The sequence below is a fragment of the Paucibacter sp. PLA-PC-4 genome (assembly GCF_026241155.1).
Lineage (GTDB): Bacteria > Pseudomonadota > Gammaproteobacteria > Burkholderiales > Burkholderiaceae_C > Roseateles_E.
Genome location: NZ_JAPFGP010000025.1, coordinates 37,892 through 62,069 on the forward strand (window position 1 = coordinate 37,892; position 24,178 = coordinate 62,069).

21 protein-coding genes and 1 pseudogene are annotated in these 24,178 nt (G+C 67.4%); 13 read left to right on the forward strand and 9 right to left on the reverse strand.

Annotation, left to right across the window (positions count from 1 at the left end; genetic code table 11):
• The first annotated feature begins 18 nt into the window (after positions 1-18).
• From OOZ63_RS26225 to ubiM, 6 genes are all read left to right on the forward strand, one after another.
• Positions 19-1,458 (forward strand): phospholipase D-like domain-containing protein, encoded by a 1,440-nt coding sequence (locus tag OOZ63_RS26225; RefSeq protein ID WP_266008620.1) that lies wholly within the window; start codon positions 19-21, stop codon positions 1,456-1,458.
• Positions 1,459-1,616: 158 nt separating this feature from the next.
• Entirely contained in the window at positions 1,617-1,832 is a 216-nt protein-coding gene (locus tag OOZ63_RS26230; RefSeq protein WP_266008621.1) for a CsbD family protein, read from the forward strand.
• A gap of 50 nt (positions 1,833-1,882) precedes the next feature.
• Complete coding sequence (locus OOZ63_RS26235) at positions 1,883-2,281, forward strand: hypothetical protein (RefSeq protein ID WP_266008622.1); 399 nt, start codon at positions 1,883-1,885, stop codon at positions 2,279-2,281.
• 24 nt (positions 2,282-2,305) lie between these two features.
• Complete coding sequence (locus OOZ63_RS26240; protein ID WP_266008623.1) at positions 2,306-2,692, forward strand: hypothetical protein; 387 nt, start codon at positions 2,306-2,308, stop codon at positions 2,690-2,692.
• Positions 2,689-3,192, forward strand: coding sequence for a hypothetical protein (locus tag OOZ63_RS26245; RefSeq protein WP_266008624.1), 504 nt, complete (start codon positions 2,689-2,691; stop codon positions 3,190-3,192). The genes OOZ63_RS26240 and OOZ63_RS26245 overlap by 4 nt, the downstream gene beginning before the upstream one ends.
• A gap of 75 nt (positions 3,193-3,267) precedes the next feature.
• On the forward strand, positions 3,268-4,500 hold the full coding sequence (gene ubiM, locus OOZ63_RS26250) for a 5-demethoxyubiquinol-8 5-hydroxylase UbiM (RefSeq protein ID WP_266008625.1): 1,233 nt from the start codon (positions 3,268-3,270) through the stop codon (positions 4,498-4,500).
• Here the strand turns inward: ubiM and OOZ63_RS26255 are convergent.
• The 4 genes from OOZ63_RS26255 to OOZ63_RS26270 all read right to left on the reverse strand — a co-directional run bounded on the left by OOZ63_RS26255 (position 4,464) and on the right by OOZ63_RS26270 (position 9,110).
• A complete protein-coding gene (locus tag OOZ63_RS26255) occupies positions 4,464-5,846 on the reverse strand; it encodes a DUF1501 domain-containing protein (RefSeq protein ID WP_266008626.1) in 1,383 nt (460 codons plus the stop codon). The two genes, ubiM and OOZ63_RS26255, sit on opposite strands and share 37 nt — an antisense overlap.
• A 10-nt stretch (positions 5,847-5,856) precedes the next feature.
• Positions 5,857-7,563 (reverse strand): DUF1800 domain-containing protein, encoded by a 1,707-nt coding sequence (locus OOZ63_RS26260; RefSeq protein WP_266008627.1) that lies wholly within the window; start codon positions 7,561-7,563, stop codon positions 5,857-5,859.
• 198 nt (positions 7,564-7,761) lie between these two features.
• Positions 7,762-8,400, reverse strand: a complete 639-nt coding sequence (locus OOZ63_RS26265; RefSeq protein ID WP_266008628.1) for a CoA transferase subunit B — start codon at positions 8,398-8,400, stop codon at positions 7,762-7,764.
• Positions 8,401-8,402: 2 nt separating this feature from the next.
• Positions 8,403-9,110, reverse strand: a complete 708-nt coding sequence (locus OOZ63_RS26270; RefSeq protein WP_266008629.1) for a CoA transferase subunit A — start codon at positions 9,108-9,110, stop codon at positions 8,403-8,405.
• Between the two features lie 104 nt (positions 9,111-9,214).
• Here OOZ63_RS26270 and OOZ63_RS26275 point away from each other — a divergent pair, with 104 nt between their 5' ends.
• The gene (locus OOZ63_RS26275) at positions 9,215-9,625 is read left to right on the forward strand and encodes a PaaI family thioesterase (RefSeq protein ID WP_266008630.1); all 411 of its coding nucleotides are present in this window, start codon (positions 9,215-9,217) and stop codon (positions 9,623-9,625) included.
• Positions 9,622-10,176: a PAS and helix-turn-helix domain-containing protein gene (locus OOZ63_RS26280; RefSeq protein ID WP_137941972.1), complete on the forward strand. Its 555-nt coding sequence runs from the start codon at positions 9,622-9,624 to the stop codon at positions 10,174-10,176. Before OOZ63_RS26275 ends, OOZ63_RS26280 begins: the two co-directional genes overlap by 4 nt.
• A gap of 17 nt (positions 10,177-10,193) precedes the next feature.
• Here OOZ63_RS26280 and OOZ63_RS26285 read toward each other — a convergent pair whose 3' ends face one another.
• Positions 10,194-11,423 (reverse strand): erythromycin esterase family protein, encoded by a 1,230-nt coding sequence (locus OOZ63_RS26285; protein WP_266008631.1) that lies wholly within the window; start codon positions 11,421-11,423, stop codon positions 10,194-10,196.
• A gap of 470 nt (positions 11,424-11,893) precedes the next feature.
• Between OOZ63_RS26285 and OOZ63_RS26290 the strand changes: the two genes are divergently transcribed.
• The 5 genes from OOZ63_RS26290 to OOZ63_RS26310 all read left to right on the forward strand — a co-directional run bounded on the left by OOZ63_RS26290 (position 11,894) and on the right by OOZ63_RS26310 (position 21,274).
• The gene (locus OOZ63_RS26290) at positions 11,894-12,613 is read left to right on the forward strand and encodes a PEP-CTERM sorting domain-containing protein (protein ID WP_266008632.1); all 720 of its coding nucleotides are present in this window, start codon (positions 11,894-11,896) and stop codon (positions 12,611-12,613) included.
• Positions 12,614-12,644: 31 nt separating this feature from the next.
• Positions 12,645-15,758, forward strand: a complete 3,114-nt coding sequence (locus OOZ63_RS26295) for a S8 family peptidase (RefSeq protein ID WP_266008633.1) — start codon at positions 12,645-12,647, stop codon at positions 15,756-15,758.
• Positions 15,759-15,954: 196 nt separating this feature from the next.
• A complete protein-coding gene (locus OOZ63_RS26300; protein ID WP_323055791.1) occupies positions 15,955-16,464 on the forward strand; it encodes a hypothetical protein in 510 nt (169 codons plus the stop codon).
• Positions 16,465-16,556: 92 nt separating this feature from the next.
• Complete coding sequence (locus tag OOZ63_RS26305) at positions 16,557-19,961, forward strand: patatin-like phospholipase family protein (RefSeq protein WP_266008634.1); 3,405 nt, start codon at positions 16,557-16,559, stop codon at positions 19,959-19,961.
• 107 nt (positions 19,962-20,068) lie between these two features.
• Positions 20,069-21,274, forward strand: coding sequence for an alpha/beta hydrolase family protein (locus tag OOZ63_RS26310; protein ID WP_266008635.1), 1,206 nt, complete (start codon positions 20,069-20,071; stop codon positions 21,272-21,274).
• Here OOZ63_RS26310 and OOZ63_RS26315 read toward each other — a convergent pair.
• The 4 genes and pseudogenes from OOZ63_RS26315 to OOZ63_RS26330 form a co-directional block, all read right to left on the reverse strand.
• Complete coding sequence (locus OOZ63_RS26315; RefSeq protein WP_266008636.1) at positions 21,257-21,994, reverse strand: arginine N-succinyltransferase; 738 nt, start codon at positions 21,992-21,994, stop codon at positions 21,257-21,259. The two genes, OOZ63_RS26310 and OOZ63_RS26315, sit on opposite strands and share 18 nt — an antisense overlap.
• Positions 21,994-23,049 (reverse strand): arginine N-succinyltransferase, encoded by a 1,056-nt coding sequence (locus OOZ63_RS26320; RefSeq protein WP_266008637.1) that lies wholly within the window; start codon positions 23,047-23,049, stop codon positions 21,994-21,996. Before OOZ63_RS26320 ends, OOZ63_RS26315 begins: the two co-directional genes overlap by 1 nt.
• Positions 23,046-24,041, reverse strand: a complete 996-nt coding sequence (locus OOZ63_RS26325; RefSeq protein ID WP_266008638.1) for a GlxA family transcriptional regulator — start codon at positions 24,039-24,041, stop codon at positions 23,046-23,048. Before OOZ63_RS26325 ends, OOZ63_RS26320 begins: the two co-directional genes overlap by 4 nt.
• Positions 24,042-24,051: 10 nt before the next feature.
• Positions 24,052-24,178 (reverse strand): annotated as a pseudogene (locus OOZ63_RS26330) (histidine/lysine/arginine/ornithine ABC transporter ATP-binding protein); the annotation flags it as partial.

Below are 24,178 nucleotides of genomic sequence, written 5' to 3' on the forward strand. Positions count from 1 at the left end.
TCTACCCAGGAGTTTTGTATGCCCCCCCGGCCCGGCCCGCGCATACCCGTGCTACTTGCGGGCCTGGCACTGGGCCTGAGTCTGGCGTTCAGCGGCTGCGCCACTCGAGCCTTACCCTCGCGAGCCGACGTACCGCCGCCAACTCTGAAGGCCGGTACGGTGGCGGCCCGGCTGACTGTCAGTGGCCAGCGCGGGCGTCTGGGCCAGGCGCAGCGTGAGGCCTTGCTCAAAAAGATCGGTCATCAGGGCAACGCCTCGCTGCTGCACAGGCATCTGGCTGCGCAGACGGCTGTCGACGACGATGTACATCTGCATGCGGGCAATGAGGCCCGCCTTCTTCTGGACGGGCCGGCCACCTTCGCCGCCATGTTCGAGGCCATCGAGCGGGCACGCCACAGCATTCTGCTGGAGAGCTACATCGTTGAGCACGACGGCGTGGCCCAGCAACTGGCGGCGCTGCTCAAGCGCAAGCGCGCGCAAGGCGTGCAGATCGCAATGATCTACGACGCGCTGGGCTCGATTGGCACCGACCCCGCCTTCTTTGACGCACTGCGCGAGGCTGGCATTGCGGTCTGTGCGTTCAACCCGGTCAACCCCTTGCAGCGGCCGGGCTACTGGGACATCACGCACCGGGACCACCGCAAGATCCTGGTGGTCGACCGGGATGTCGGCTTCACCGGCGGCATCAATATCAGTGCGGTCTATTCATCAGGCTCATCTGGATCGTCCGGCTCGTTCGGCCGCAAACGCAGCGCCGATGCCAAGGAGCGGGGCTGGCGCGACACCCAGATCCGCCTGCGCGGCAGCGCCGTGCCGGCGCTCGACGAGCTGGTGCGGAGCACCTGGGTGGCCCAGGGTTGCAAGGAGCCTCTGCCCGCGCTGACGCCAACACCGACCGCAGCAGCCGGCGAGCAATTGCTGCGGGTGATCCCATCCACGCCGGACGACGAGTTCAACAAGATCTACAGCATGCTGCTGACTGCGATCGACAGTGCGCAGCGCAGCGTCTACCTGACGATGGCGTATTTCGCGCCGGGAGAGGACATGGTGGCGGCACTCAGCGATGCAGCGCAGCGCGGCGTCGATGTCCATCTGCTGCTACCTTCGGTCAGCGACTTCGCGCCCGTGCTTCATGCCGGGCGCGGCTATTACGAGCGGCTGCTGGAGGCCGGGGTCAAGATCCATGAGTTGCAGGACGCGGTGCTGCATGCCAAGACGGCGGTGATCGACGGCGTGGTCTCGACCGTGGGATCCAGCAATATGGACTGGCGCAGTTTCACCGGAAACAACGAGGTCAATGCGGTCGTGTTTGGCGAGGACTTCGGCGACGCGATGACCGGCATGTTCCGCCGCGACCTCTCCGCTGCCCAGGCCATCGAGCTGCCTGCCTGGCGCGCCCGTCCGTTGTGGCAGCGCGCCCGCGAGACGCTGGCGCAATGGTTTGAGCGCTGGTGGTGACAGCAAGAGGGCAATGGGGCCTGGTCCTACACGCCCAGCCGCCGTTCTCCGATGGCCCGGCCGGGTCGGTCTTTCTAGACTGAAGTCATCGGATCAGGGACAACCAGCAAGTCGTTCCGGCCGACCGCCCTCCTCTGAAACTGACGAAAGGATTCACCATGAACTGGGACCGCATCGAAGGCAACTGGAAGCAAGTCACGGGCAAGGTCCGTGAGCAATGGGGCAAGCTCAGCGACGACGATCTCGACGTCGTCGCCGGCCGCCGCGAACAGCTCAGCGGCAAGATCCAGGAGCGCTACGGCATCGCCAAAGACGAGGCCGAGAAGCAGCTCAGCAGCTGGGAGCGTCGCGTCGACGACAGCTGGTTCAAATGAGCAGCGCACTCACCCGCGCCGCCAGCCCCACCGACAACAAGGAGAACTCCATGAACGAAAGCAATTCAGCGCTGGGCAGCAATGCAGGCCATAGCGTCGAACAAGCGGCCGCCCTGGCCGCCAGCAAGGCCGAAGAGGCGCTGCGCAGCACCCAGCGCGCCAGCAACGGCGCCCTCGACCATCTGCAGGGCCGTGTCCATGATCTGGGCCAGACCGTACCCGGTGCCCTGGGCAATGCGGTCAGCCATGCCGAGGAGCTGGCACGCCGAGGCCTGGAGAAGGCACGCCTGGCCAGCGCCGAGGTACGAGATCAGGTCAGCCGCGGCAGCGAGCGCTCGGTCGCCTACATCCGCGATGAACCGGTCAAGTCCGTGCTTATGGCCGTGGCGGCCGGTGCGGCACTGGCCGTGATCGCTGGCTGGGCAAGCCGATCGCGCAGCCATCACTGAGCGCACGGCGGGGGGCCACCAGCGATGATTCATCCTTTGATTGGCTTGGTGGCCACCCGGCCCGAGCTGCTGTCCGAGCATCTGGGCGCCTACGCCCAACTGGCCACGGCCGAGAGCATAGAAGCGCTCGCCCAGTTGCGCCGGCGCAGCCTGTGGGCAGCCGCGCTGTTCGCCAGCCTGATGCTGGGCCTCGGTCTTGGCGGCGGGGCGCTGATGCTGGTGGCGGTCGTGCCGTTGGCGCAGATGCCGATGCCGGCCTTACTCGGCGGTATCGCCGTCACGCCGTGGCTGGCAGCAGGCCTGTGCTTTTTGATGCTGCAAAGCCAAGCTCCGTCGAGGTTATTCCCGCTGCTGCGCCAGCAGTTGCAGCTTGACGGTGCGGTGCTGCACGAAGCAGGCAAGACCTCATGAGCGCCGAGATCGCACTGCAAAGGCTGGCGGACTCGCGCCTGCGTTTGCGCCAGGCGATGGGCGGTGATCGACGCGACGCTGAGCAAGCCAGGCAGGATGCCGGCCGCCCACTGCCGCGGCTGACCGCGCTGTGGCGCTGCTGGCGGCGCCGCCTGCGCCACTCCCCGCTGGCGGATGCGGCGCTCAGCGGCTTGCAGGCCGCCTGGCAGCATCATCCCTGGCGCCGTCCTGCGCAGGCCGCGTGGCAGCAGGCGCAAGGGCTGCTGCTGCCTACCTTGCAGCGCTATCCGCTGCTGACAGTCGGCGTGGTCGTGCTGGGCAGTGCCGCCATCGTCGCCGCCAAGCCCTGGCGCTGGGGCCTGGTCAGGCAACGGCTCGGCCCCCGCCCGCTCGGCGCCTGGATGTGGACGCAGCTGCGCTTGCTGCCCCTCGAAGCCCTGGTGGCGCAGTGGCTGCTGATGCGCAAGCCCACCGATAGCGCCACGCCGCCGCCTCGTTGACCGTGCGCTGGCAGCACGGCCAAGCCTGAGCGGGATCAAGACGCAGGCGGCCGCGATGCCCTAGGCTTCGCACCCATGATGAGCAAGCCCTGTGGAGCAAACAACTCCGTCCTGATCGTCGGTGCCGGCCCGGTGGGCTTGTCGCTCGCCTGCCTGCTGGCCGATGCCGGCATTCCCAGTCGAGTGCTAGACGTGAAACCGCTGGCTGCGCTGGCGGACCCGGCGGAGGACGGCCGCGAGATCGCGCTCACCCAGCGCAGCATTGCGATACTGCAGCGTCTGGGCGCCTGGCAGGAGTTGGCCCCTGAAGAGAAGTCCCCGCTGCGCCGCGCCCGCGTCTTCAATGGCCGGCAGACCGCCTCGCTGCTGTTCGAAGCCGGCGACGCCGCGCTTGGCACGCTGGTGTCCAATGACGCGCTGCGCCGCGTCGCTCATGCCGGCGCGCTGCGCCGCAGCGCACTGATAGCGTTGCAGGGCGAGGCGTGCGTGACCGCGATGGCGCTTGACGGCATGGCCGCGACGGTTTCGTTGGCCGATGGTCGGCGCCTGCAAGGCCCGCTGCTGGTGGCGGCCGACAGCCGCTTCTCGACCCTGCGCCGCTTGGCCGGCATCCCTTGCGAGCTGCTGGACTTCGGCCGCAGCGTGCAGCTGGCTCGCATAGCGCACCAGCGGCCGCACCAGGACCAGGCGCTGGAGTGCTTCCACCACGGCCACACCATGGCCTGGCTGCCACTGGGCAGCCGCTCGCCCTGCTTGAGTTCCCTGGTGCTGACCCTGCCGGCCGATCTGGCCGAGACCCTGCGCGGCTGGGAGGACTCCCGCTGGCTGGATTGGGTCCAGACTCATGCACAGGATCGCCTTGGCAACCTGCGGCTCGCCGGGCCGCGCCACCAGTACCCACTGGTGGCCAGCTATGCGCGGCGCTTCGCCGCGCTGCGCTTCGCGCTGGTCGGCGACGCCGCGGTGGGCATGCATCCGGTCACCGCCCATGGCTACAACTTCGGTCTCTACGGCGCCGAGCGCCTGGCCGAGGCCTTACGGCGTGAAGGCGTGGCCGAACCCGCCGCCGCGCTGGAGCGCTACGCAGATGGCCACCGGCGCGAGACCCGACTGATCTACCAGGGCACCAATGCCGTCGTGCGCCTGTTTACCGCCGAGGCCATGCCGGCCCGGCTGCTGCGCCGCGGCGTGCTGGACATCGCCCAGCACCTGCCACCGCTGAAGCAGCTGATCACCGCACGGCTGACCGAACGCGCCGGGTTCATCGGCGCTCAGCCACTGAAGAAGCCGAGATCGCGCTCGCTGTAGTTGACGATCTGCGGCAGCAAGCGCGGCAGCTCGCTGGCGGACACGCCCATCCAGCTGGCCAATGTGGCGGCCAGCTGGTCGACCGAGCGGGCCGGCAGCAACCGGCCCTGGCCGACGTCGTCGGGCCCATTGATCGCAACCACCGGGGCCTGGCCCCAGCATCGCCCGCCCCTGACCGCGCCACCCAGTACGAAATGATGGCTGCCCCAGCCATGGTCGGAGCCGTCGCCATTGCTGGTCAGCGTGCGACCAAAGTCCGAGGCAGTGAAGCTGGTCACCTGCTCGGCCACGCCCAGCTCGGCAGTGGCGGCGTAGAAACTGGCCAGCGCATCACTGACGCGACCCAGCAGCAGCGGGTGCTGGGTAGGCAGGAAATCGTGGTTGTCGAATCCGCCCAGCGAGACGAAGAAGACCTGGCGGCTGACACCCAGGCTGGCCCTGGCGGCGATCAGCTTGGCCACCATCTGCAGTTGCACGGCAAGGCTGTTGGCGGCATCGAAAAGGGTCGTCAGTGGCGGCAGGCTGTTCAGCGCACCGGCGACGATGGACTGGGCGTTGACCGAGCGCGAGACAACGCGGTTGAGCTCATGCTCCATCCAGTTGCTGCGTTGCGCAGTGATCAGGCTGCGTAAGGCATCGGCGCAGGCCTGCGAGCCGTACAACGGCTTCGTCACGCCATTGATGGCAACCGCGCCGCCGCTGGACATCTGGTATTGCACCGCCTGCTGACCTGACATGAAGACCGCGTTGCCGGAGACATTGATGCAGGTGAAGGTGGCGTTGCCGTTGGCCGACAGGAACTGATCGCCCAGGCGCCCGCCCCAGCCGCTGGTGGCGCCCTCGGGCATGCTGGACTGCCAGATGCTGGACTGGTCGTTGTGCGAGAACAGTTTGGGCGGTAGCTGCACGCTCTTGGCCTTGTACTGGGCCAGCGTGGTCGGCTGCACCAGGGTGCCAACATTGAGCACAACGCCCAGCTTGCCGGCATCGAACAAGGCCTTCATCCTGCCCAGCTGCGGCGCGAGCGCCAGTTGGCGGCCATCGGCCAGCTGGCTCAGCGCAGTGGCGGCAAGCTGCTCGCGCGGCGTCGCGATGGCGCCACGTAAGCTCTGGTAGGCCTGATGGCTGGCCGGGTCGTATGGCACCACAGTATTGGCCTGGTCGTTGCCGCCATGCAGGAAGACGCAGACCAGGGCCTTGTAGTCGCCTGGTGCGGCGGCGGCCGCCGCCTCGCCGATACCGGCCAGGCTCAGCGCCCAGGGCGCGGCGGCGCCGGCCACGCCAAGCGCCGAGGCGCGCCGCAGGAATTCGCGCCGCTGCCGTTGATGGATCTTGCTGTGATACATGAGGGCCTGCTTACTTCTGGACCTGATACTCGGGGCTGGCCATGACCAGCAGCACGGCGGCCTGCACCCGGCTGAGCTGGCGGGCCTCGGTGTCGAACTTCATCGTCGCCAGAGCGGTCGCGATGGTCGCCTTGGTCCCTGCGCTAAGGCCGTCGCCGGCCAGGCGCAGCGCGACTCGATCGACCAAGGCCGGCGCATCGGCGGCCAGCGCCAGTTCATCGGTATATACCGGCTTGAGCTCGCCAATGCCATTGGCCACGACGCCTTGCATGAAGTTCAGATAGCCGGCCACCGTGCTCTCGTTGCAGAGCTGGAACTCCGGCGCGGTGATGCCGTTGCTGCCCAGCTGCGAGTTCGGCGGCACATAGCCAGGGCGGAAAAAGTTGAATACCGAGGGGCTGCGCAGCGGGCTCTGGCCCAGCCGTGTCGCCGGGTTGGAGGTGTCACCGACATTCCACAGCTCGGTGGGCGAGCTCAGGCCGAAGCTGCGGCCCCACTGGATGAAGCGCTGCAGCGGCTCGCGCAGCCGGCCGCTAGACGGCGCGCTGCCGACATTGCGGGCGTCCTCGTCCAGCAGCACGGCGGCGATCACGGCCTTCATATCGCCACGCTGACCCCTGCCGTTGTTGTTGAACACGCCGGCCACGCGCCGCACATAGGCCGGGCTGGGGTGCGAGCAAACCAAGCGCTGGATCAGCTGGCGGCCGATGAAGGGGCCGACATTGGGATGGTTAGCCAGGGTGTCGAGCGCGATCTTCAGCGCTGTTGGGCCGTCGGCCGTGGCGGGAATGTCGACCTGGAGCACCCGCTTCGCGCCGCTCGAGAAGCGGCCAGCGTTGTGGCTCATCGGCCGGCGCATGAAGGTCGGATCGGTCTGGCTTGGGCCGTCGAAATCCCAGCCAGTGAAGACACGCGCCAGCTCGGTGATGTCAGCCAGTGTGTAGCTCTCCTTGGGCTGGCCGCCAACTCCCAGCACCGGTGTGCCATCCAGGTTGAGCTCATGCAGGCCTATCGTGAACAGCTGCATCACCTCGCGCGCATAGTTCTCGTCCGGCGCGCTGCCCTTGCCGTCCTCCTTCTTGTTGCCGCGCATATTCAGGTAGACACCCATGCCACATGACAGGGTCACCCCCTCTAGCAGATCTCGAAAGGAACCAAAGGCACGCTGCTCCAGCATGTCCACATAGGCAGCGGCGGCGAAGTTGCCCCAAGCCACGGGCAGGCCAGTCATCGAGACCACGAAGATCTCGCTGAGCGCCATCACGACGCGCTGGCGCAGCGAGTCGGGCGAGGACAGCAGTTTTCTCCACAGGCTGTTGTCGACACCGCTCAGGCTGTGCTTGAAACTCTCGGCCCCATAGCCCTTGGCCAACAACCAGTCGACGTGTGAGCTGCTGCCGCCGGCCGCGAACTGCTGCTCCAGCCAGGCGGCATAGCCGCCCGATTTGACGCTACTGATGTCGGCCATGCTGGCGTCGAAACCAGCCTGGGCAAGAAAACGCGCCGCGGCGGCATCGGTGATCGGTGCCTGCACCGGCGCCGGCGCCGGTGCAGGCACCAGTCCAGGCTGGGCTGCGGGGCCGTCAGCCTCGCCGCCACCACCGCCGCCACAAGCGCTCAAGGCCGTGGCGACGCCCAGCAGACTCAGGCTTTGTTGGGGCAGCGCGATGCGCTGCGTGGGCGCTACAGGGGTTGGCTCGGCAACAATGGTGCTCATGCGGGCTCTCGCTATGACTCGAGGGCGCAATCTAAGGGAGCGACGACTCCCACCCGGTAACGAGCCTTCCGGCTTTGAAAGAGAGCGTAAGACCCGGGGCTAGTTCACGCTGGAACCCGCATTGCACGCCCGAACCAGCGTCGGCGATGCATCAAAAAGGGCCGCGATCAGCGGCCCTGTAACGAAGGGAAATTCCGATCAGAGCAGCGGCACGCCGGTTTTGCTCTGCACGAACTCTCGCGTCACGCCCTCGGCCAGCTCGACCAGCTTCAGGCCTTCGGGCGTCACGTCCATCACTCCAAGGTCGGTGATGATGCGGTTGACCACGCCCACACCGGTCAGCGGCAGGCTGCACTTGGGGATGATCTTCAGGTCCTCGCTGCCGTCCTTCTTCTTTGCGACATGCTCCATCAGCACGATCACGCGCTTGACGCCGGCCACCAGGTCCATCGCGCCGCCCATGCCCTTGACCATCTTGCCGGGAATCATCCAGTTGGCCAGATCGCCGTGCTCGCTGACCTGCATCGCGCCCAGGATGGACAAATTGATCTTGCCGCCGCGGATCATCGCGAAGCTGTCATGACTGCCGAAGATTGACGAACCCTTGATGGTGGTGACGGTCTGCTTGCCGGCATTGATCAGGTCCGCGTCGACCTCGTCCTCGGTCGGGAATGGGCCGATGCCGAGCATGCCGTTTTCACTCTGCAGCCAGACTTCCTTGTCCGCCGGCACAAAATTGGCCACCAGGGTAGGAATGCCGATCCCCAGGTTCACATAGAAGCCGTCCTCGAGCTCCTGCGCCGCGCGGGCCGCCATTTGGTCTTGTGTCCAGGCCATGATCAGGCTCCCTTCTTCTCGGACAAGGTCCGCTTTTCAATCCGCTTTTCCGGATTCGCATTGACGACGATGCGGTGTACGTAGATGCCAGGCAGATGCACCTCGTCCGGATCGATCGCGCCGGTCTCGACCAACTGCTCGACCTCGACGACGGTGATCTTGCCGGCCATCGCGGCGGCCGGGTTGAAGTTGCGCGCTGTACGACGGAACACCAGATTGCCACTCTTGTCGGCCTTGTAGGCCTTGACCAGGGATACATCGGGGCTCAGCGCGTGCTCCATCACATAGGTCTGACCGTCGAACTCGCGCAGCTCCTTGCCGTCGGCGACGATCGTGCCTACGCCAGTGCGGGTAAAGAAGGCCGGGATGCCAGCACCGCCCGCGCGCAGTTTCTCGGCCAAGGTACCTTGCGGCGTGAACTCCAGCTCCAGCTCCCCGGCCAGGTACTGGCGCTCGAACTCCTTGTTCTCGCCGACATAGCTCGAGATCATGCGCTTGATCTGGCGCGTCTCGAGCAACTGGCCAAGGCCGAAGCCGTCGACGCCGGCGTTGTTGGAGATCACGGTTAGGTGCTTGACCGCGCTGTCGCGCAGCGCCGCGATCAGGGCTTCGGGAATGCCGCACAGGCCGAAGCCGCCCACCGCCAGCAACTGCCCATCGGCAACAATGCCCTGCAGCGCCTCGGCGGCGCTTGGGTAAACCTTATTCATCGGAATTGTCTCCGTGTGTAGCTATCGAACGTCGCCCAGCGTACTACTTAAAGCAATACGTAGGCGGTACGTAGAATCGCCTAAACCACCCAGAGACATCCCGAATGAACCTCAGCGCAAGCGATCTGCAAGCCGCCATTCCCACGATCTTTGCACCCTGGATCACGGCCATGGAGCTCCAGGTACAGGAGGCCGCGCCCGGCGCAGTGCGATTGGTGATGCCGGTCAAGCGGGAGTATGTGCATGTCGGCGGTGTGATGTGCGGCCAGGCCGCAATGGCGGCAGCCGATACCGCAATGGTTCTGGCGATGATGGCCGAGCTCGGCGAGTTCAGGCCGATGACCACGGTGCAGCTGAACACCAGCTTTCTACGCCCGATCTCGGCGGACCACTGTCTGATCAGCGCCAAGGTCCTGCGCAGCGGCAAGAGCTTGGCCTTCGGCACAATAGACATCGCCAACCCCGACGGGCGCCTGGCAGTACAGGCCACCACTACCTACGCGCTGCTCGGATGAGCGTGGACTATCGCACCGCCTTCGAGATGGCACCGATAGGCCTGATCCTATCCGAGCGCCGCCAGATCCTGGACTGCAACCACCGTGTGCTCGCGATCTTCGGTGCGCAGCGGGAGCAACTCGTGGGTCACAGCTTCGAGCTGCTCTACCCCAGCCCGGCCGAATTCGAACGCACCGGTGCGCGCATCGTCGCCAGCCTGGACGCCACCGGCTTTTATGCCGACGACCGGGTGATGCGTCGGGTCGCCGGCCCCGAGGGCGGCCAGCTGTTCTGGTGCCATGTCTCGGGCCGCGCGCTGGACCCCAAGGACCCGCATGCCAAGGGCATCTGGAGCTTCGAAGACCTGTCGGCGCACCGCCAGATCAAGGCCGACCTGACCGCCCGCGAGCGCGAGATCGCAGCGCTGCTGATCGAAGGACTGACCAGCAAGCTGATCGGCCGGCGCCTGGGCATCAGCCCGCGCACCGTCGATGTCTACCGCGCACGGCTGATGAAGAAGTACGAGGCCGCGACCACTCCGGAGCTGGTACACAAGCTGCTCGTGGCCTGAACTGGCGGCCGGCCCTTTCAGCGCTCCATCGTCACCGGGCGCAGCTCGCGAATGTAGAACACGCCGTCCCAGTGCCGACCTAGACCCGCGCCGCCGCCGGTGGGCAGGCCATAGCCGAACTCCATGGAGCGCGAGGGCAGACCGGCGAGGTCAGCGCGCATCGGTCGCGGCGCGTCCAGAAAGATGAATTCGGCCGCACTGCGTGCCAGCGCCGCCTCCAGGCTGCGCGGATAGGCCGGCGGCACCGGGTGGACCTGGCCCGAGGCGAATTCGAGGAAGGAACCTTGCAACGCCGTCGTGTTCAGCACGTAGTAGTCACGGCCCAGTTTGTCGCCGAGGATGTCACCGGCAAAGCGGTGCCGCGCGTCGATCTTGACGCCCCGGCCCAGATGGATGATGTGGCCCCAGATCACCGCCTTCTTGCCCGGGTAGAGCTGCTGCAGTTGCCACAGCACGTTGTCGGCCATCGCATGGTCGCGCTGGTAGTCGCCGCGCCACAGGGTTGCGGCCTGGGCCTGCAGGCTGGCCAGGCTGCGGCACAGCAGGCCGTCCTCGCCACTGAGCTTGCCGGCACAGAGCCGGACGCGCAGCCGCTCGGTCAGCGCGTCGAAGCGCAGCTGCTCGGCGGGCGGTGGCGGGTGCCCGTCCAACGCGAACAGCCGCTGCGCCAAGCGCTTAAACAAGGGCCAGTCGGGCTCGGCGCTGCGCAGACGCGCCTTCAGCCGCGGCAGCAGCTCGCGCTGGCTCAGCTCGCCGCTGAGCTGGCTGTCGATACCTGACAGCAGCAGCGGTCGCGGGCGAGCCTGGCGCTCGTCCAGATAGCGCAGCAGGCCGCGGCCGGCATCGCTCTTCGAGTACATATAGAACACCCTGCCTGGCGCCAGCGCCTCGAGCTTCTCGCCACGCTGCATGGCCTCTTGCAACAGCGCGATGTCGAACACCCCGCTCTCCAGCAGCAGCACATCGAAACCTTTGTGCTCGTGCAAATAGCGCAGCAGCCGAAGCCGCAGCTCAAACTCCTCGCGCCCGCCATGGGTCTGCTCAGCCAACGCCACCACCCGCGCCGAGCCAATGGCAGCGCCGAAAGCCTGCAACTGCGCGTCGCTGATCTCCTCCGGCTTGGCCGCCGGCATTGCATGGGCATGCCGGCCGACCCAGCTCATCGCCGTGTCGCCAAAGACCGGCGCCGCCGACATGGCCATGGCCGCAAGCAGCCAGGCCGCCAGCCGACTTCTTCGTCCCCTCATCGCCTGCCACCTCGTCTAGATAGCAGGCCAGAATAAAGGGCTTGGGTTTAAGAGCGGATTAACGCGGCGGGCAGGCCGACGCGTTGCGGGGGCCGCAAAGCGGACCTGGGACATTCCCTAGGGGCAGGCTCCGTCCGGCAGCGCTCAAAGCCCCGATTTATCGGCCCGTTTTCACTGTGAGAAAAGTCACGCGCGGGCCTCATTGCTCGCGCTGACAAGGCCTGACCCCACCCCCATGAATGTGGGGGATACCCGCCGTACGCCAAGCACAGCGGGCGGCTTATCGTCGGGCCTCGCGGCATGGTGAGCTGCGGCTTGGCGGCCGCAGCAGGGCAGGCAGCGCAAGTTCCGACGACGAGGTCCGCATGGGCAGTACGGGGACCGATCAGAACCGGCGAACGCTTGGTCACGGTGCCACACACATTGCCTTTTGTTCTTCACAGAATCGCGCCCTCACAGGAGCTTGCCTCATGAAACGCATCAAGAAGATTGCCGCGCTGCTCGCCGCAGCCGCCGCCCTCAGCCTGCCTACGGGCGCAATGGCTGGTTTCGTCTGGAATGAGACCGCCCCGGGCGCCGGCGATCTGCTGGGCACAGCCCAGACCACATATGACAGTGGCTTCAATAGCCTGAGCGGCATCGGCGGCGCGCTGAACGCCAGCGTGCCGGTCGGCGGCAACCCGCGCCACCAGGTCGATCTCTACAAGATCCGCATCAGCGATGCTGCCAGCTTCTCGGCCAAGACCCAGGACACCGGCTTCGATACCGCTCTGTACCTGTTCGACGCCGCAGGCCTGGGCGTCTACATGAACGATGACATGCCCGACTTCTCCGGGCTGACCTCCCTGCTGCCCAGCGGCGACGCCAGCTCACCGATCAGCGACGGCATCTACTACCTGGCCGTTGCCATCGGTGGCTTCATCGCCGATGGCGCCAACGGTAGCCCCTCCTTCCTGGCCGGCGGCTTCAACGACGTGCTGGGCGGCAATGCCGGCGCCGGCGCGTTGGCGGGCTGGACCGGCTTTGACAGCGGCAGCGAGGCGCCGCTGAGCTACTTCATTGAGCTGACCGGCGCCACCAATGCCGAGCTGCCCGAGCCCGGCACGATAGGGCTGGTGCTGGCCGCCGGCCTGGGGCTGTGGGCCTCGCGCCGGCGTGCCCCGCGCACGCCCTTGATCGCCGCCGCCTGACGCCACCCGCTTCTGCAACAAGGAGAACTCCATGTTCAGTCCCCGTATTGCAAGACACGCCCTGCTGAGCGCCGCCGCAATGGCAGCGTTGGGCGCTGCCTTCGCCCAGACCCCCTTACCTAACACGGCAGCAGCGCTCGCGCTGCCCAGCCCGCAAACCCAGCAGCGCAACTCCCTGCTGCGCCAGCAGACCGGCACCGTGCAGGTGGCCGTGCGGCTGAGCGATCCGCCCCTGGCCCAAAAGCTGGCGATGAATGCGAAGAAGACCGGAGGCGGCATGACGCTGGCGCAGCGCCAGGCCTATATGGCCAGCCTGAAGAGCAAGCAGGACGCCTTGATGGGCCAGATCCGGGCCCTGGGCGGCAAGGAACTGGGCCGTCTGGGCAAGGCCTACAACGCCGTGGTGATCTCGGCCGACGCCGCCAAGCTGCCGCAGATCGCCCGCCTGCCCGGCGTCTCGGCGCTGCGTCCGGTGATCGATCACCAGAAGGCTCTGAGCACAACGGTGCCCTATGTCGGCGCCAAAACGCTGCAGGACCTGGGTCTGAGCGGTCAGGGTGTGAAGATCGCGGTGCTGGACTCCGGCATCGACTACACCCACCGCAACCTCGGCGGCTCGGGCCTGGTGTCCGACTTCAATGCCGCCTCCGCCGCCGCTAGCGGTATGCCGCCGGCTGCCCTGTTCCCGAGCGCCAAGGTGATCGGTGGCTACGACTTTGTCGGCGAGACCTGGCCCAACGGCCCGCAGATCGCCGACCCGAACCCGATCGACGCGGGCGTGGGCTCCGGCCACGGCACCCATGTGGCCGATATCGCCGCCGGTGCCAGCCTGGATGGTCTGCACAAGGGCATGGCGCCCGGTGCCTCCCTGTATGCGGTCAAGGTCTGCAGCAGCGTCGCCACCAGCTGTAACGGCCTGGCGATTCTGCAAGGCATCGAATGGGCCATGGATCCGAACGGCGATCTGGACTTTTCAGACGCCGCCGACATCGTCAACCTCTCGCTAGGCGCCAGCTACGGCCAGCGTGAGAATCCCTCGACCGAGGCGATCAGCAATGCCGTGCGCTTCGGCATCGTTGCAGCGATCTCGGCCGGCAACTCGGCGGACCGCCCCTTCATCCTCGGCTCGCCATCGAACGCGCCCGAAGCCATCAGCGTGGCGCAGACCAGCATGGCCAATGCCGGCTCGATCCCGCTGGTGGTAACCGCACCGGCCGGCATTGCTGGCGTTTATGCCAACACCGCGACGCTGGACTGGGCACCAATAGGTGCCGGCTTCGGTGGCACCCTGCGACGCGCCGGCCCGAACGGTTCTGCCAACGCGCTGGCCTGCGAGATGGCAACGACCATCGACTTCACCGGCACGGTGGCCCTCATTGATCGCGGCGTCTGCTCGATCAGCATCAAGGTGGCGAATGCAGCCAACCGCGGCGCGATCGGTGTGCTGATCGCCAACAATGCTGCCGGTGACGCGCCCACCTTCAGCTTCGGCGGCGGTGCTCCGATGGTGCCAAGCCTGGTCGTCACCCAGGCCATCGGCAACGTGCTGAAGTCGGTGCCCGACAACACCGTGCAGGTCAACGTCAGCCCTGCCAACAGCATCCCGTTGGCCGGCAGCATGGCTGCGACCTCCTCGCGCGGCCCGTCCTACAACTTTGCCACGATCAAGCCCGAGATCGGCGCGCCCGGCGCCTCGGTCTCAGCAGTCAACGGCACCGGTAGCGGCACGGAAAGCTTCGGCGGCACCTCGGGCGCAGCCCCGGTCGTTGCCGGTGCGGCCGCGCTGCTGCTGCAGAAATACCCGAATGCGGCGCCGCCCGAGATCAAGGCGCGGCTGATGAATGCAGCCAACCAGACGGTCTATACCAACCCGGCCACCCAGCCTGGCGCGCTAGCACCGATCTCGCGCATCGGCGCCGGTGAGCTGCGCGTCAACGCCTCGGCCGCGTTGACCACTGGCCTGTGGGACGCCAGCAACACTTATAGCCCTGCCCTTTCCTTCGGCAGCCCCCGTGCCACAGGGATGATGACCTTGAGCAAAAAGGTCGCGGTGCGCAACTACAGCACCACGCCGCGCACTTACACCATCACCCGCAGCTTCCGCTACGCCGACGATGCGGCCAGCGGTGCGGTCGTGCTGAATGCGCCGGCCTCGATCGCGGTGCCGGCCAATGGCACGGCGGCCTTCACGCTGAGCCTGGTGCTGGATGCCTCCAAGCTTCCGAACTGGAACCTCGGCTTGGCCGCCAACCAGGGCAACGGCGCGCTGCTGCAGGCGGTCGAGTTCGACGGCTACATCACCGTGGCCGATGGCACCGATGGGGCCAGCGTGCCTTGGCATGTGCTGCCGCGCAAGAGCGCCAATGTGGTGGCTGCCACCAATCTGGCGCTCGGCGGTGCGGCCGGGGGCCAATTGCCGATCAGCAATGTCGGCGGCGCGGTCTCCGGCCCTCTGGAGATCTTCTCGCTGACCGGCACCAGCCCGCAGATCAGCACCCAGCAACCGGCCTATGGCGGCGGCCAGGCCATCGTGGATCTGCGCGCAGCGGGCGTGCGGGCGGTCGATGTGGGCGGACTCGGCCTGCAGTTCGGCATCTCGACCTATGGCGAGCGGGCACACCCGGCCTATCCGGCCGAGTTCGATGTCTATGTCGATGCCAACACCGATGGCATCTTCGACGCCGTGGTCTACAACGCCGAGAACGGCGCCTTCGCCAGCAGCGGCCAGACCATTGTCTATGTGCAAAGGCTCAACCCGGACGGCTCGAACAATGGCGCGGCGGTGGCACGCTTTTATGCCGGCGCCGATCTGATGTCGGGCAATATGGTGATGACTGTGCTGGCCAGCGATCTGGGTGTCACAGACCCGAACCAGCAGATCAGCTTCTCGGTATTCGCCTTTGACAACTACTTCACCGGCAGCCAGACCGATGCCATCACCAATATGCGCTACACACCGGCCACACCGCGCTTTGCCAGCGTCATCGGCAGCTCGCTGGGTGTGCCGATTGGCTTCACCGGCTCAGTGCCGGTGATGCACAACCCGGCCGGCGCAGCCGCCTCGCCGTCGCAGACCGGCCTGCTGCTCTTGAATGGTCTGGCCAAGACCGGTCGTGAGGCCGATCTGGTGCTGATCAGCCCCTAAGCAACTCTGCTCCTGTGAAAGCCACCGCCGCGGCGGTGGCTTTTTTTCGTCAGGCGCGACGCTGACGCATGTGTTCGATCACTTGGAAAGAGCCAATGCCTGCCTGCCTCGACGCGACAAAGATCAGCGCCTTGCCCTCCCCCGTACTCAGCCCCACCAGGGCCGGGAGAGGCTCTACAAGCTGGAGCAAAGCTTCTTGCCCGATGACAGCCAGTTCGACCACTTTTTCAAGGACGGCGAGAGTTTCCGCATTTGCACGCTCGAGGTCACCGCACTGCTGGTGCCGGGCCAAACGCCGGCCGATAGGGCCTATCTGATCGGCGATGCGGTCCTTTTGGGCGACACCTTGTTCATGCCAGATGTCGGAAGCGCTCTAGCCGACTTCCCTGGGGGCAATGCGCGCCAGCTCTTTCGTTCGATGCGCCGCATTCTGGACCTGCCGCCGTCAACTCGTGTTTTTGTCTGCTACGACTACCCGCCAGAGGGCCGCGCTCCGCAGTGGCAGACCATGGTGGCGGGGCAGCGGGCCGGCAATATCCATGGGCGTGAGGGCATCGATGAGGACAGCTTTGTCGCGATGCGCCGCGCGCACGACGCATCCCTGGAAGTGCCAACACGGAACTTGCCCCCGATCCAGGTCGATGTGCGGGCCGGTCAGCTGCCCCCGGACGAAGACAACGGTGTGTCCTATCGCGCAGCCCAATGAACGCGCTATGCCCACGAGCCCGTGAAACGAGCTTAGGGATGCGCGCCGCCGCCGGCGGTGCAACACTGGGCCACTCGTGAGAGGTGGACGCTATGAGCGAGACGATTGCGGACCTGGTCAGGCAGCGGCGCCAGGCACTGTATGGCGCCAAGCGCCCACCTGGCGGCGAGGGGCTGTGGGGCTTAGCCCTGTCGGGCGGCGGCATCCGCAGCGCCACCTTCAGCTTGGGCCTGGTCAAGGCCTTGGCACGCGGGGGCGCGCTGCTGCGCTTTGACATGATGTCCACCGTCTCCGGCGGCGGCTATCTGGGTGCGGCGGTGGGCAAGCTGTTTCACCAAGCGCAAAGCCCCGAGGAAGTCGTCGAAACCGCCAATGCGCTGGCCAGCGTCGACAAGCGCTGGCTGGCCTGGTGGCTGCGCGCCAACGGCCGCTACCTGATCCCGCGCGGCCTGCGAGATGCGATCTTTGCGGTCTCGCTGTATCTGCGCAATCTCGTCGCCGTGCATATCGAGATGGGCGTGCTGGGCCTGCTGCTGGGCTGCCTGCTGGCGCTGTGCAATATCTGGGTCTGGCCCTGGCTGCGCGCAGCTCTCCCCGAGGACGCGCTGGCGCGCAGCACGGTCTATGGCGTCCTGGCCTGGCTGCCCACCGTCTGGCTGCTGCTCTTGCCGCAGGCATTCGTCGCCAGCCTGCTGGCCTGCAGCTACTGGCTGCTGCGAGCGCGACCGCGCGGCGCCTGGCCTCAGGCCACGCAATACCTTCTGCCCCTACTCTGGCTGGGCCTGGCGGCAGCGCTGTGGCGGCTGCGGCCGCAGGGCGCGACCAGCGATTGGCCGGCCGCGCTGTGGTGGGCCTGGCTGCTGAGTCTGTGCGGCGCTCTGGCCTGGGTCCTAGCCGGCCCCTATGCCGCCTGGACCCGCCATCGGCTCCAGCAGGCGGCTGCTCGGGCCGGCGAGCCCTTCTCGCTGCGCGTCGTGATGGAGCGGGCTCGCCACCGCCTGACCGCCCAACTGGCCCTGGTCGGTCAGATCGCCCTGCTGCTGGCGCTGCTGGGCCTGATCGACCGCCTGGCTTGGTACCTGGTTTTTGAGGGCAGCAGCCAGGGCTGGTATGGCGCCGCGCTGGTTGGCCTGTCGGGCTTGCTGCGCCTGCTGCTTCCGCGACTGGTGCCCAGCAGCTCGACGATGACGCCGGCGCTGGGCCTGTCGCTGGCGATGCTCGGTCATCTTGCCGGCCTGCTGCTGCTCTTCTCGCTGACCATCTGGTGGGTCTCACTGGCCTATGCCCTGGTCTTCGTGCCGCAGCCCGACGGCATGATAGGCGCGCATGCGCCGCTATGGGCCGGTGGCCTGGCCCTCTTGTGCCTGCTCTATATTGTCTTGAGTGCTTGGAACATCGAGTTCCTGAACCGCTCCTCGCTGCATATGTTCTACCGGGCCCGGCTGGTGCGCAGCTATCTCGGCGCGGCCAATGGCAAGCGCTTCGCCCAGGCCAGCGGCCTCAGCAGCGAGCTGGCGCGACGCTGCCCGCTGGCGGTGATTCCCGATGAGCCCGATGGCGGCCTGCGTGTCGAGGCCATCGATGTGGTCGACCCAGACGACGATCTGGCGATGCGTCGCTATGCGCCGCACCAGTACGGCGGCCCGGTGCATCTGCTGAATGTCTGCATCAACCAGACCCAGGACCCACGCGGCGGCCTGTTCAACCAGGACCGGCGCGGCCTGCCGCTGTCGGTCGGACCGCTGGGGCTGGCCCGCGTCGGCCTGCGGCCCTGGCGCCGCATCGGGCCGCTGCGGGCCATGTCGCTGGGCTCCTGGGTCTCGATCTCGGGAGCGGCCTTCGCCCCGGGCCTGGGCGGCATGACGCGCATGGGCATCGCGGTGCTGGCGATGAGCTCGGGGTTGCGTCTGGGCCATTGGTGGGACAGCCGCGGGCTGAAGGATTCGCACGGTCAGCGCGGCCAGCGCCGCCGGCTTCGCGGCGGCAAGTCGGCCATGGTGCTGGCCGAGCTGTGCGGCCAGTTCGACCCGGACCGCCAGCGCCACTGGTACCTCAGCGATGGCGGCCACTATGAAAACACTGGTGCCTACGCGCTGCTGGTCGAGGAGGCCGAGCTGATCGTGGTGGCCGATTGCGGCGCCGATCCGCGCTACGGCTTCGGCGATCTGGAGAACCTGGTGCGCAAAGCTCGCATCGATCTGCAGACCGATATCAAGTTCCTGCGCCCGGCAGCTTCGACCAATATGACCGGCGTCGGCGGCGAGGCCGTACCCGAGTGCTTCGGCTCGCTCAGCGATCTGGCTTCGGCGCAGAGCGTGGCCTGCATCGCGTTGGCCAGCATCAGCTACCGGCGCAGCGGCGCCAAGGGGCTGATGGTGGTGGTCAAACCGAATATCTGCCCCGGTCTGCCAGTCGACCTGATCAACTTCAAGCGCGAGAACCCGGGCTTCCCGCAGCAGTCCACCACCGACCAGTTCTTCGACGAAGCGCAGTGGGAGAGTTATTTCACGCTGGGCGATCAGCTCGGTCGCCATCTGGGCGACAGCATGCTGGAACGCCTGCCACAGTTGGCCACGCGCTTGTTCGTGCCCGATGACGGGATGCCGGTGGGGCGAAGCGGCAGCGTGCCGGTCACCAAGGAGCCGGGTGCGGCCAAAGACTCCAAGCCCGGCATGCTCAGCCGGCTGCCCTCGCGCATCGCTGGCCCGGCGGTAGCCACCACGGTGGGCCTGAGCGCAGCAACAACCATTGGCATCTCGCTATGGCAGGCGCTGGAGGGGTGGCGCGATGACAGCGCCGAGATCGCCCGCGCCGACCGCGCCGCCTACAAGGAGATCTCCGAGCAGTACGGCCGGCTCGACCTGAGCAGCGACAAGGAGGTAGCCGCGCTGGCGGCCTCGGTGCTGCGCGTCGCCGAGACTCTGTGCCCCAGCGGCGAGGCCGGCTGGTTCCAGCGCTCGCCACTGGCCCAATGCGTGCTGCAGCACACCGAGCAGCTGTGCAGCACGCGCCGCGAGCGCTTGCCGGTATGCGCGATGTTTTTAGACCTGCCGACCAAGCGCTGCCTCGACCTAGGCCGGCTGCGCCGCGACAACGAGGCCCAGCCGCGCTACTGGGGGCTGGACCTGAGCCCGCCGGCCCCGAGCTGCCCGCCGCTGGCGGCCAGCGCAATCGCCGCAGCGCCCGGCCTATGCTCCGGCAAGACCATCTACACCCAGGTCTACGGGCCCGAGCGCCTGCCCGAAGTGCGCAGCGTCGTCGTGCAGCTGCGCGCGATGGGCGCCAATGTCCCTGCCACCGAGGATGTGCTGGCCAGCGCGCAGCGGCGCGGCCGGGTTCCGCCCAGGCCCTACGGACCGGTGACCGTGATCTATCACGACACGGCAAGCCTTGCCTGCGCTGCCAGCGTGCAACAGACCGGCTGGCAGTTGGCACGGTTACCCGAGGGCCTGCGGTCGACGCCGGGCGTGATCGAGATCTGGTGGCCGCCGGGCTGAGTGAAGTTCATGAAAGCCCACAGGTTTTGATTTAAGCTGACTGCGCCGGTCCACGAGCCGGTCCGTGCCCGCGGCAGCGGCGCGAAGCAATCAGGGAGCTTTCAGTCATGAACTACCACTTCATCGGGCGGGGCCGTCGCGGCTCACACCTGGGCGCCAGTCTGTTGGTCGCGATTTTCGTCAGCGCCTGCGGCGGCGGAGGCAGCGGCCCAGCTCCACAACCACCGCCGGACCCCGTCATCACGCCCGCTCAAGGTCAGCTGCTCAGCGCGACCCGGCTCAGCAGCATCCCGGCAGCCGATATCGCCTCGGCCATCGCCCAGGCCGGCACCCGTGCGCCGAACGTCACGCCCCGCTACGAGGTGCAGTCCTGGCGTATCAACTACCGCACGCTGGATGGTGCGGGCCAGTTGATCGAGGCCTCAGGCCTGGTCAGCGTGCCACAAAAGCCTGCCAACGCCAGCAGCCCGTTGCTGAGCTACCAGCATGGCACGACCTGGCGCGACGCCGAGGCACCCAGCAACCACGCGGTGGCTGCCGAGCCGGCCATCGTGATGGCATCAACAGGCTATATCGTGATTGCGCCCGACTATGTAGGCTACGGCGCCAGCAAGGGCAAACCTCATCCTTATCTCCTGGCCGCCCCCTCAGCGGCAACGGTCCTTGATCTGCTCAGCGCCAGCAAAGCCTGGCGCAGCCTGCAGAACCTGCCCGATAACGGCCAGCTTTTCATGGCCGGCTACTCCGAGGGCGGCTATGTGACGATGGCGGCCCACCGCGCGCTGCAGGCGGGCAGCGATCCGCACAAGGCCCAGCTCGTCGCCGTCGTAACAGGGGCGGGCCCCTACCACGTCAGTGCCACGCTGGACGAGCTGCTGCGCCGCGTGCGTGATGAGAATCCATTGCTGGCTGCCGTGCTCAGCCCCGGCCTGCTGAAGAACCTCAGCAGCTCGCTGCGCCAACAGCTGCGTGATCTGCTGCTCGAAGAAGTGCAGGACGATGATGACGACGTCAAGATCCAGCCCAACTTCATCGACTACTACCTGGCGGATGACCAGGCCGCCCTCGACCAGCACAGCAATGTGCACGACTGGAAGCCCGAGATCGGCGTCAAGCTCTATCACGGCCGGGACGACCAGACTGTGCCCTATCTGAGCACCAGCAGCACGGTCAAGGCCATGCAGGCACGTGGTGCCGGAGCACAGGTCAGCCTGAGCGATTGCACCGCTCAGCCAGCCAGCCATCTGGGCTGCGTACTGCCCTACTGGAACTTCATGCTCGGCGAAATCGGCGCACTAGCACGCAATCTGTAGCAGGTTCAGCTCCCAGATCGGCCCGCCGTCATCGATGCGCACATGGCGGCCATAGGCGAACCCGGAGCCTGCGAGCGCGGCGGCAGCATGGCGGCCGGCCGCGCCGACTCGGCCTACCGCCGCCTGCGCGGCCTCGTCGAGGAATGGCAAGTACAGGGTCTGGCGCGGTAGCAGGGCCGCCAGATGGCTGGTCCAGGCCTCGCCCCAGCGCTGGCGAGCAGCCGCAGGATCGCCCGCAAAGAAAAACCGCCCCAGCCCCTGCCAGAACGGCGAGCGGCCCTCGGCGTCACGCGGGCCGGCCAGCTCGACCACCAGGCGCTCGCCGTAGCGCGTGCGCTGCGCCGAGATGCGCGCCAGCGCGGCCATGATCAGGACCTGCAGGGCCGCTACCGGCTCAGTGCAGTCGGGAGCATGGGCCAGATCGGCCAGCTCGCTATCGCCGGTGTGGTCATTGCCCAGCAGCAGCGTCGCCTGGCTTTGGAACAGGCCCAGCTCGGCCGCCGCGTGGACGGCCCGGCCGACGTGGTAGCTGTAGCGCGGCAGGCTCAGACCCAGCCGTTCACGCAGGCGCAGACAGGCCTGAGGCCGTCCGGCCGCATCGGCGGCGATCAGCCAGCACTCGCCCACAGCCAGGGCCGGCTCCACCGCCACGCCGGCCTGGCTGACCCAGCCGGCCAGTACGGCGGCATCGGCCGCCTCGAACTCACGCAAGAAGCTCATCAGCGCCCTCCCTGGTCTGCTTGGGAATCGACGGGCGTGACTCGCAGCCGCGCACCCTCGGCCAGGCCCAGCCGCGCAGCCGCCTCGTGGCCGGGCGAGAGCTCCTTTGCGGCCGGCGGCAGCTGTGCCAGCACGGCCCGGAAGTCCTCGCGCCCGGTGGTGGCGACCAGATGCCAGGCCGACAGCCCCAGAGTCACTGCACCGGCACGCAGCGGCAGCGTGCGGGCATGGCGGATGCTGCGCAGCATCGCCAGGCTGGCCTCCACCGTCGGTCCGCCGTCGAAGATGTCGATATAGGTGTCGGCATCGAAGCCCTCGGCCTGCAGGATGGCAAATGGCAGCTCGCCGACCGGGTGCAGCTGGCCGATGGCCCATTGCGCGTCCTCGGGCAGCAGGGCCACATAGACCGGCGAATGCGGCATCAGGTCGGCGATATAGGCCTTGCTGCGCCCGCCGGTCAGGGCTTCGGCCTGCGGGTAGTCCATATTGAAGAAGCGCCGGCCCACCGCGTCCCAGAACGGGCTCTGGCCGGCCTCGTTGGCCAGGCCCGGACTCTCAGCCGCGATGCGGTCGTTGAAGCGCTCGATGAACTGCTCGATGAACAGCAGCCGTGCGCGCGACAGCAGCTGCGGGGCCAGGCCTTGCTCATAGGCGGGCTCGATGTAAAACGAGGTCAGCAAGGTGTAGCCAGTCAGGTCATGGCACAGATGCAGAGTGTGCATGCGCTGGCTGATGCCCAGCGGGGCCGAGGCATGAACGACGAACTCGTTGCGGTAGCTGTAGAAGCGGTCATGGAAGCCGGCGCTGGCGGCGATTCCGCTGCAGCCAACCACGCGGCCGGCCTCGCGATCCTCCAGCACGAAGAGATAGGTCTCCTCGCCGCTGGCAGCATCCTGGCTGGCAAAGGCCTCGATCGAGCGTGCAATGCGAGCGCTGAGCTTGTCGCGGTCGCTGGGCAGGGAGCCGATGCCATGGGCGCTGGCGGCGGCGATGCGCTCCAGCGCCGGCAGATCGGCGCTGGCCACCGGGCGCAGCAGGAGGGCAAGCGGTTTCATGACGGGGTCTCTTCTGTGGAGGGCAGGCTGCGCCAGGCGGCGGCACGTTGGCTGCGCTCATCGCGCGGCGTGTGGCCGAACGAGGCCTTGTAGCTGTTGGAGAAATGCGGCCCGGACGAGAAGCCGCAGGACAGGCCGATCTGCAGGATGGATTGGCTGCTCTGCTGCAGCAGCCGACGCGCGCGGCTCAGGCGCAGCTCCAGGTAGTAGCGCGAGGGCAGCGAATCCAGATGCTGCTTGAACAGGCGCTCGAGCTGGCGCCGCGAGACGCCCACCAGCCGCGCCACCTCCTCGGTGGGCAGGGGCTCGGCCAGATTGGCCTCCATCAGGGCCAGCGCCTCGGCCAGCTTGGGGCTGCCGGCCCCCATGCGTTCGGAGCTGGGCCGGCGCTGGCGCTCATCGCGCCCGCGCGCGCGCTCCAGCCCCAGTGCCACGGTCAGCTCCTGCGCCAGGCGATCGCCGTGCAGCCCCGCCAGCCAGGCCAGCGCTAGATCCAAGCAGGCGGTACCGCCGCCACAGCTGAGCCGGCTGGCCGCCGCGTTGATCTCCCAGACCTGCCCCGACCAGACCACGGCCGGGTAGGCCTCCATCAGCGTATCGGCCAGGGTCCAGTGCACGCTGGCACGCTCGCCGTCCAACAGGCCAGCGGCCGCCAGCACGGCGCTGCCGCCGTCGACACCGGCCAGCACGCAAGACCTGGCCCCGAGCTCGCGCAGCAGGGCCAGCAAGGCCGCGCTGGCCGGCGCGCGTTCGCCGGCCAGCACGAACAGCGCATGCCAGGGCAGCTGGGGATCGAGCGCCTCGGTGATGAATCGGGCGCCGCTGCTCGCAGCCACCGGCCCACCCGCCGGCGATACCGGCTGCGGCCGGTAGTCGGCCTCGTCCTGCAGCTCATTGACCCTGCTGAACGCATCCAGCAAGGCGCCGGCGGCCAGCGCCGAATGGCCGGGCAACAGCAGCAGGGCAATGGGGCGCTCGATGGTGGGACTCACCTGCGCGACTCTACTTCAGCCCGCCGCTGAGGAACTGCTGCAGGCGCGGGCTCTGCGGCTTGAGCAGCACCTCGCGCGGATTGCCTTCTTCCTCGACCTTGCCCTGGTGCAAAAACATCGTGTGGGTCGAGACCTCG

What these genes read in the sequence shown, in the direction of transcription:
- OOZ63_RS26225 (WP_266008620.1), top strand. Translation starts at nt 19, where the DNA reads ATGCCCCCCCGGCCCGGCCCGCGCATACCCGTGCTACTTGCGGGCCTG.
- OOZ63_RS26230 (WP_266008621.1), top strand. Translation starts at nt 1,617, where the DNA reads ATGAACTGGGACCGCATCGAAGGCAACTGGAAGCAAGTCACGGGCAAG.
- OOZ63_RS26235 (WP_266008622.1), top strand. Translation starts at nt 1,883, where the DNA reads ATGAACGAAAGCAATTCAGCGCTGGGCAGCAATGCAGGCCATAGCGTC.
- OOZ63_RS26240 (WP_266008623.1), top strand. Translation starts at nt 2,306, where the DNA reads ATGATTCATCCTTTGATTGGCTTGGTGGCCACCCGGCCCGAGCTGCTG.
- OOZ63_RS26245 (WP_266008624.1), top strand. Translation starts at nt 2,689, where the DNA reads ATGAGCGCCGAGATCGCACTGCAAAGGCTGGCGGACTCGCGCCTGCGT.
- ubiM (WP_266008625.1), top strand. Translation starts at nt 3,268, where the DNA reads ATGATGAGCAAGCCCTGTGGAGCAAACAACTCCGTCCTGATCGTCGGT.
- OOZ63_RS26255 (WP_266008626.1), bottom strand. Translation starts at nt 5,846, where the DNA reads ATGTATCACAGCAAGATCCATCAACGGCAGCGGCGCGAATTCCTGCGG.
- OOZ63_RS26260 (WP_266008627.1), bottom strand. Translation starts at nt 7,563, where the DNA reads ATGAGCACCATTGTTGCCGAGCCAACCCCTGTAGCGCCCACGCAGCGC.
- OOZ63_RS26265 (WP_266008628.1), bottom strand. Translation starts at nt 8,400, where the DNA reads ATGGCCTGGACACAAGACCAAATGGCGGCCCGCGCGGCGCAGGAGCTC.
- OOZ63_RS26270 (WP_266008629.1), bottom strand. Translation starts at nt 9,110, where the DNA reads ATGAATAAGGTTTACCCAAGCGCCGCCGAGGCGCTGCAGGGCATTGTT.
- OOZ63_RS26275 (WP_266008630.1), top strand. Translation starts at nt 9,215, where the DNA reads ATGAACCTCAGCGCAAGCGATCTGCAAGCCGCCATTCCCACGATCTTT.
- OOZ63_RS26280 (WP_137941972.1), top strand. Translation starts at nt 9,622, where the DNA reads ATGAGCGTGGACTATCGCACCGCCTTCGAGATGGCACCGATAGGCCTG.
- OOZ63_RS26285 (WP_266008631.1), bottom strand. Translation starts at nt 11,423, where the DNA reads ATGAGGGGACGAAGAAGTCGGCTGGCGGCCTGGCTGCTTGCGGCCATG.
- OOZ63_RS26290 (WP_266008632.1), top strand. Translation starts at nt 11,894, where the DNA reads ATGAAACGCATCAAGAAGATTGCCGCGCTGCTCGCCGCAGCCGCCGCC.
- OOZ63_RS26295 (WP_266008633.1), top strand. Translation starts at nt 12,645, where the DNA reads ATGTTCAGTCCCCGTATTGCAAGACACGCCCTGCTGAGCGCCGCCGCA.
- OOZ63_RS26305 (WP_266008634.1), top strand. Translation starts at nt 16,557, where the DNA reads ATGAGCGAGACGATTGCGGACCTGGTCAGGCAGCGGCGCCAGGCACTG.
- OOZ63_RS26310 (WP_266008635.1), top strand. Translation starts at nt 20,069, where the DNA reads ATGAACTACCACTTCATCGGGCGGGGCCGTCGCGGCTCACACCTGGGC.
- OOZ63_RS26315 (WP_266008636.1), bottom strand. Translation starts at nt 21,994, where the DNA reads ATGAGCTTCTTGCGTGAGTTCGAGGCGGCCGATGCCGCCGTACTGGCC.
- OOZ63_RS26320 (WP_266008637.1), bottom strand. Translation starts at nt 23,049, where the DNA reads ATGAAACCGCTTGCCCTCCTGCTGCGCCCGGTGGCCAGCGCCGATCTG.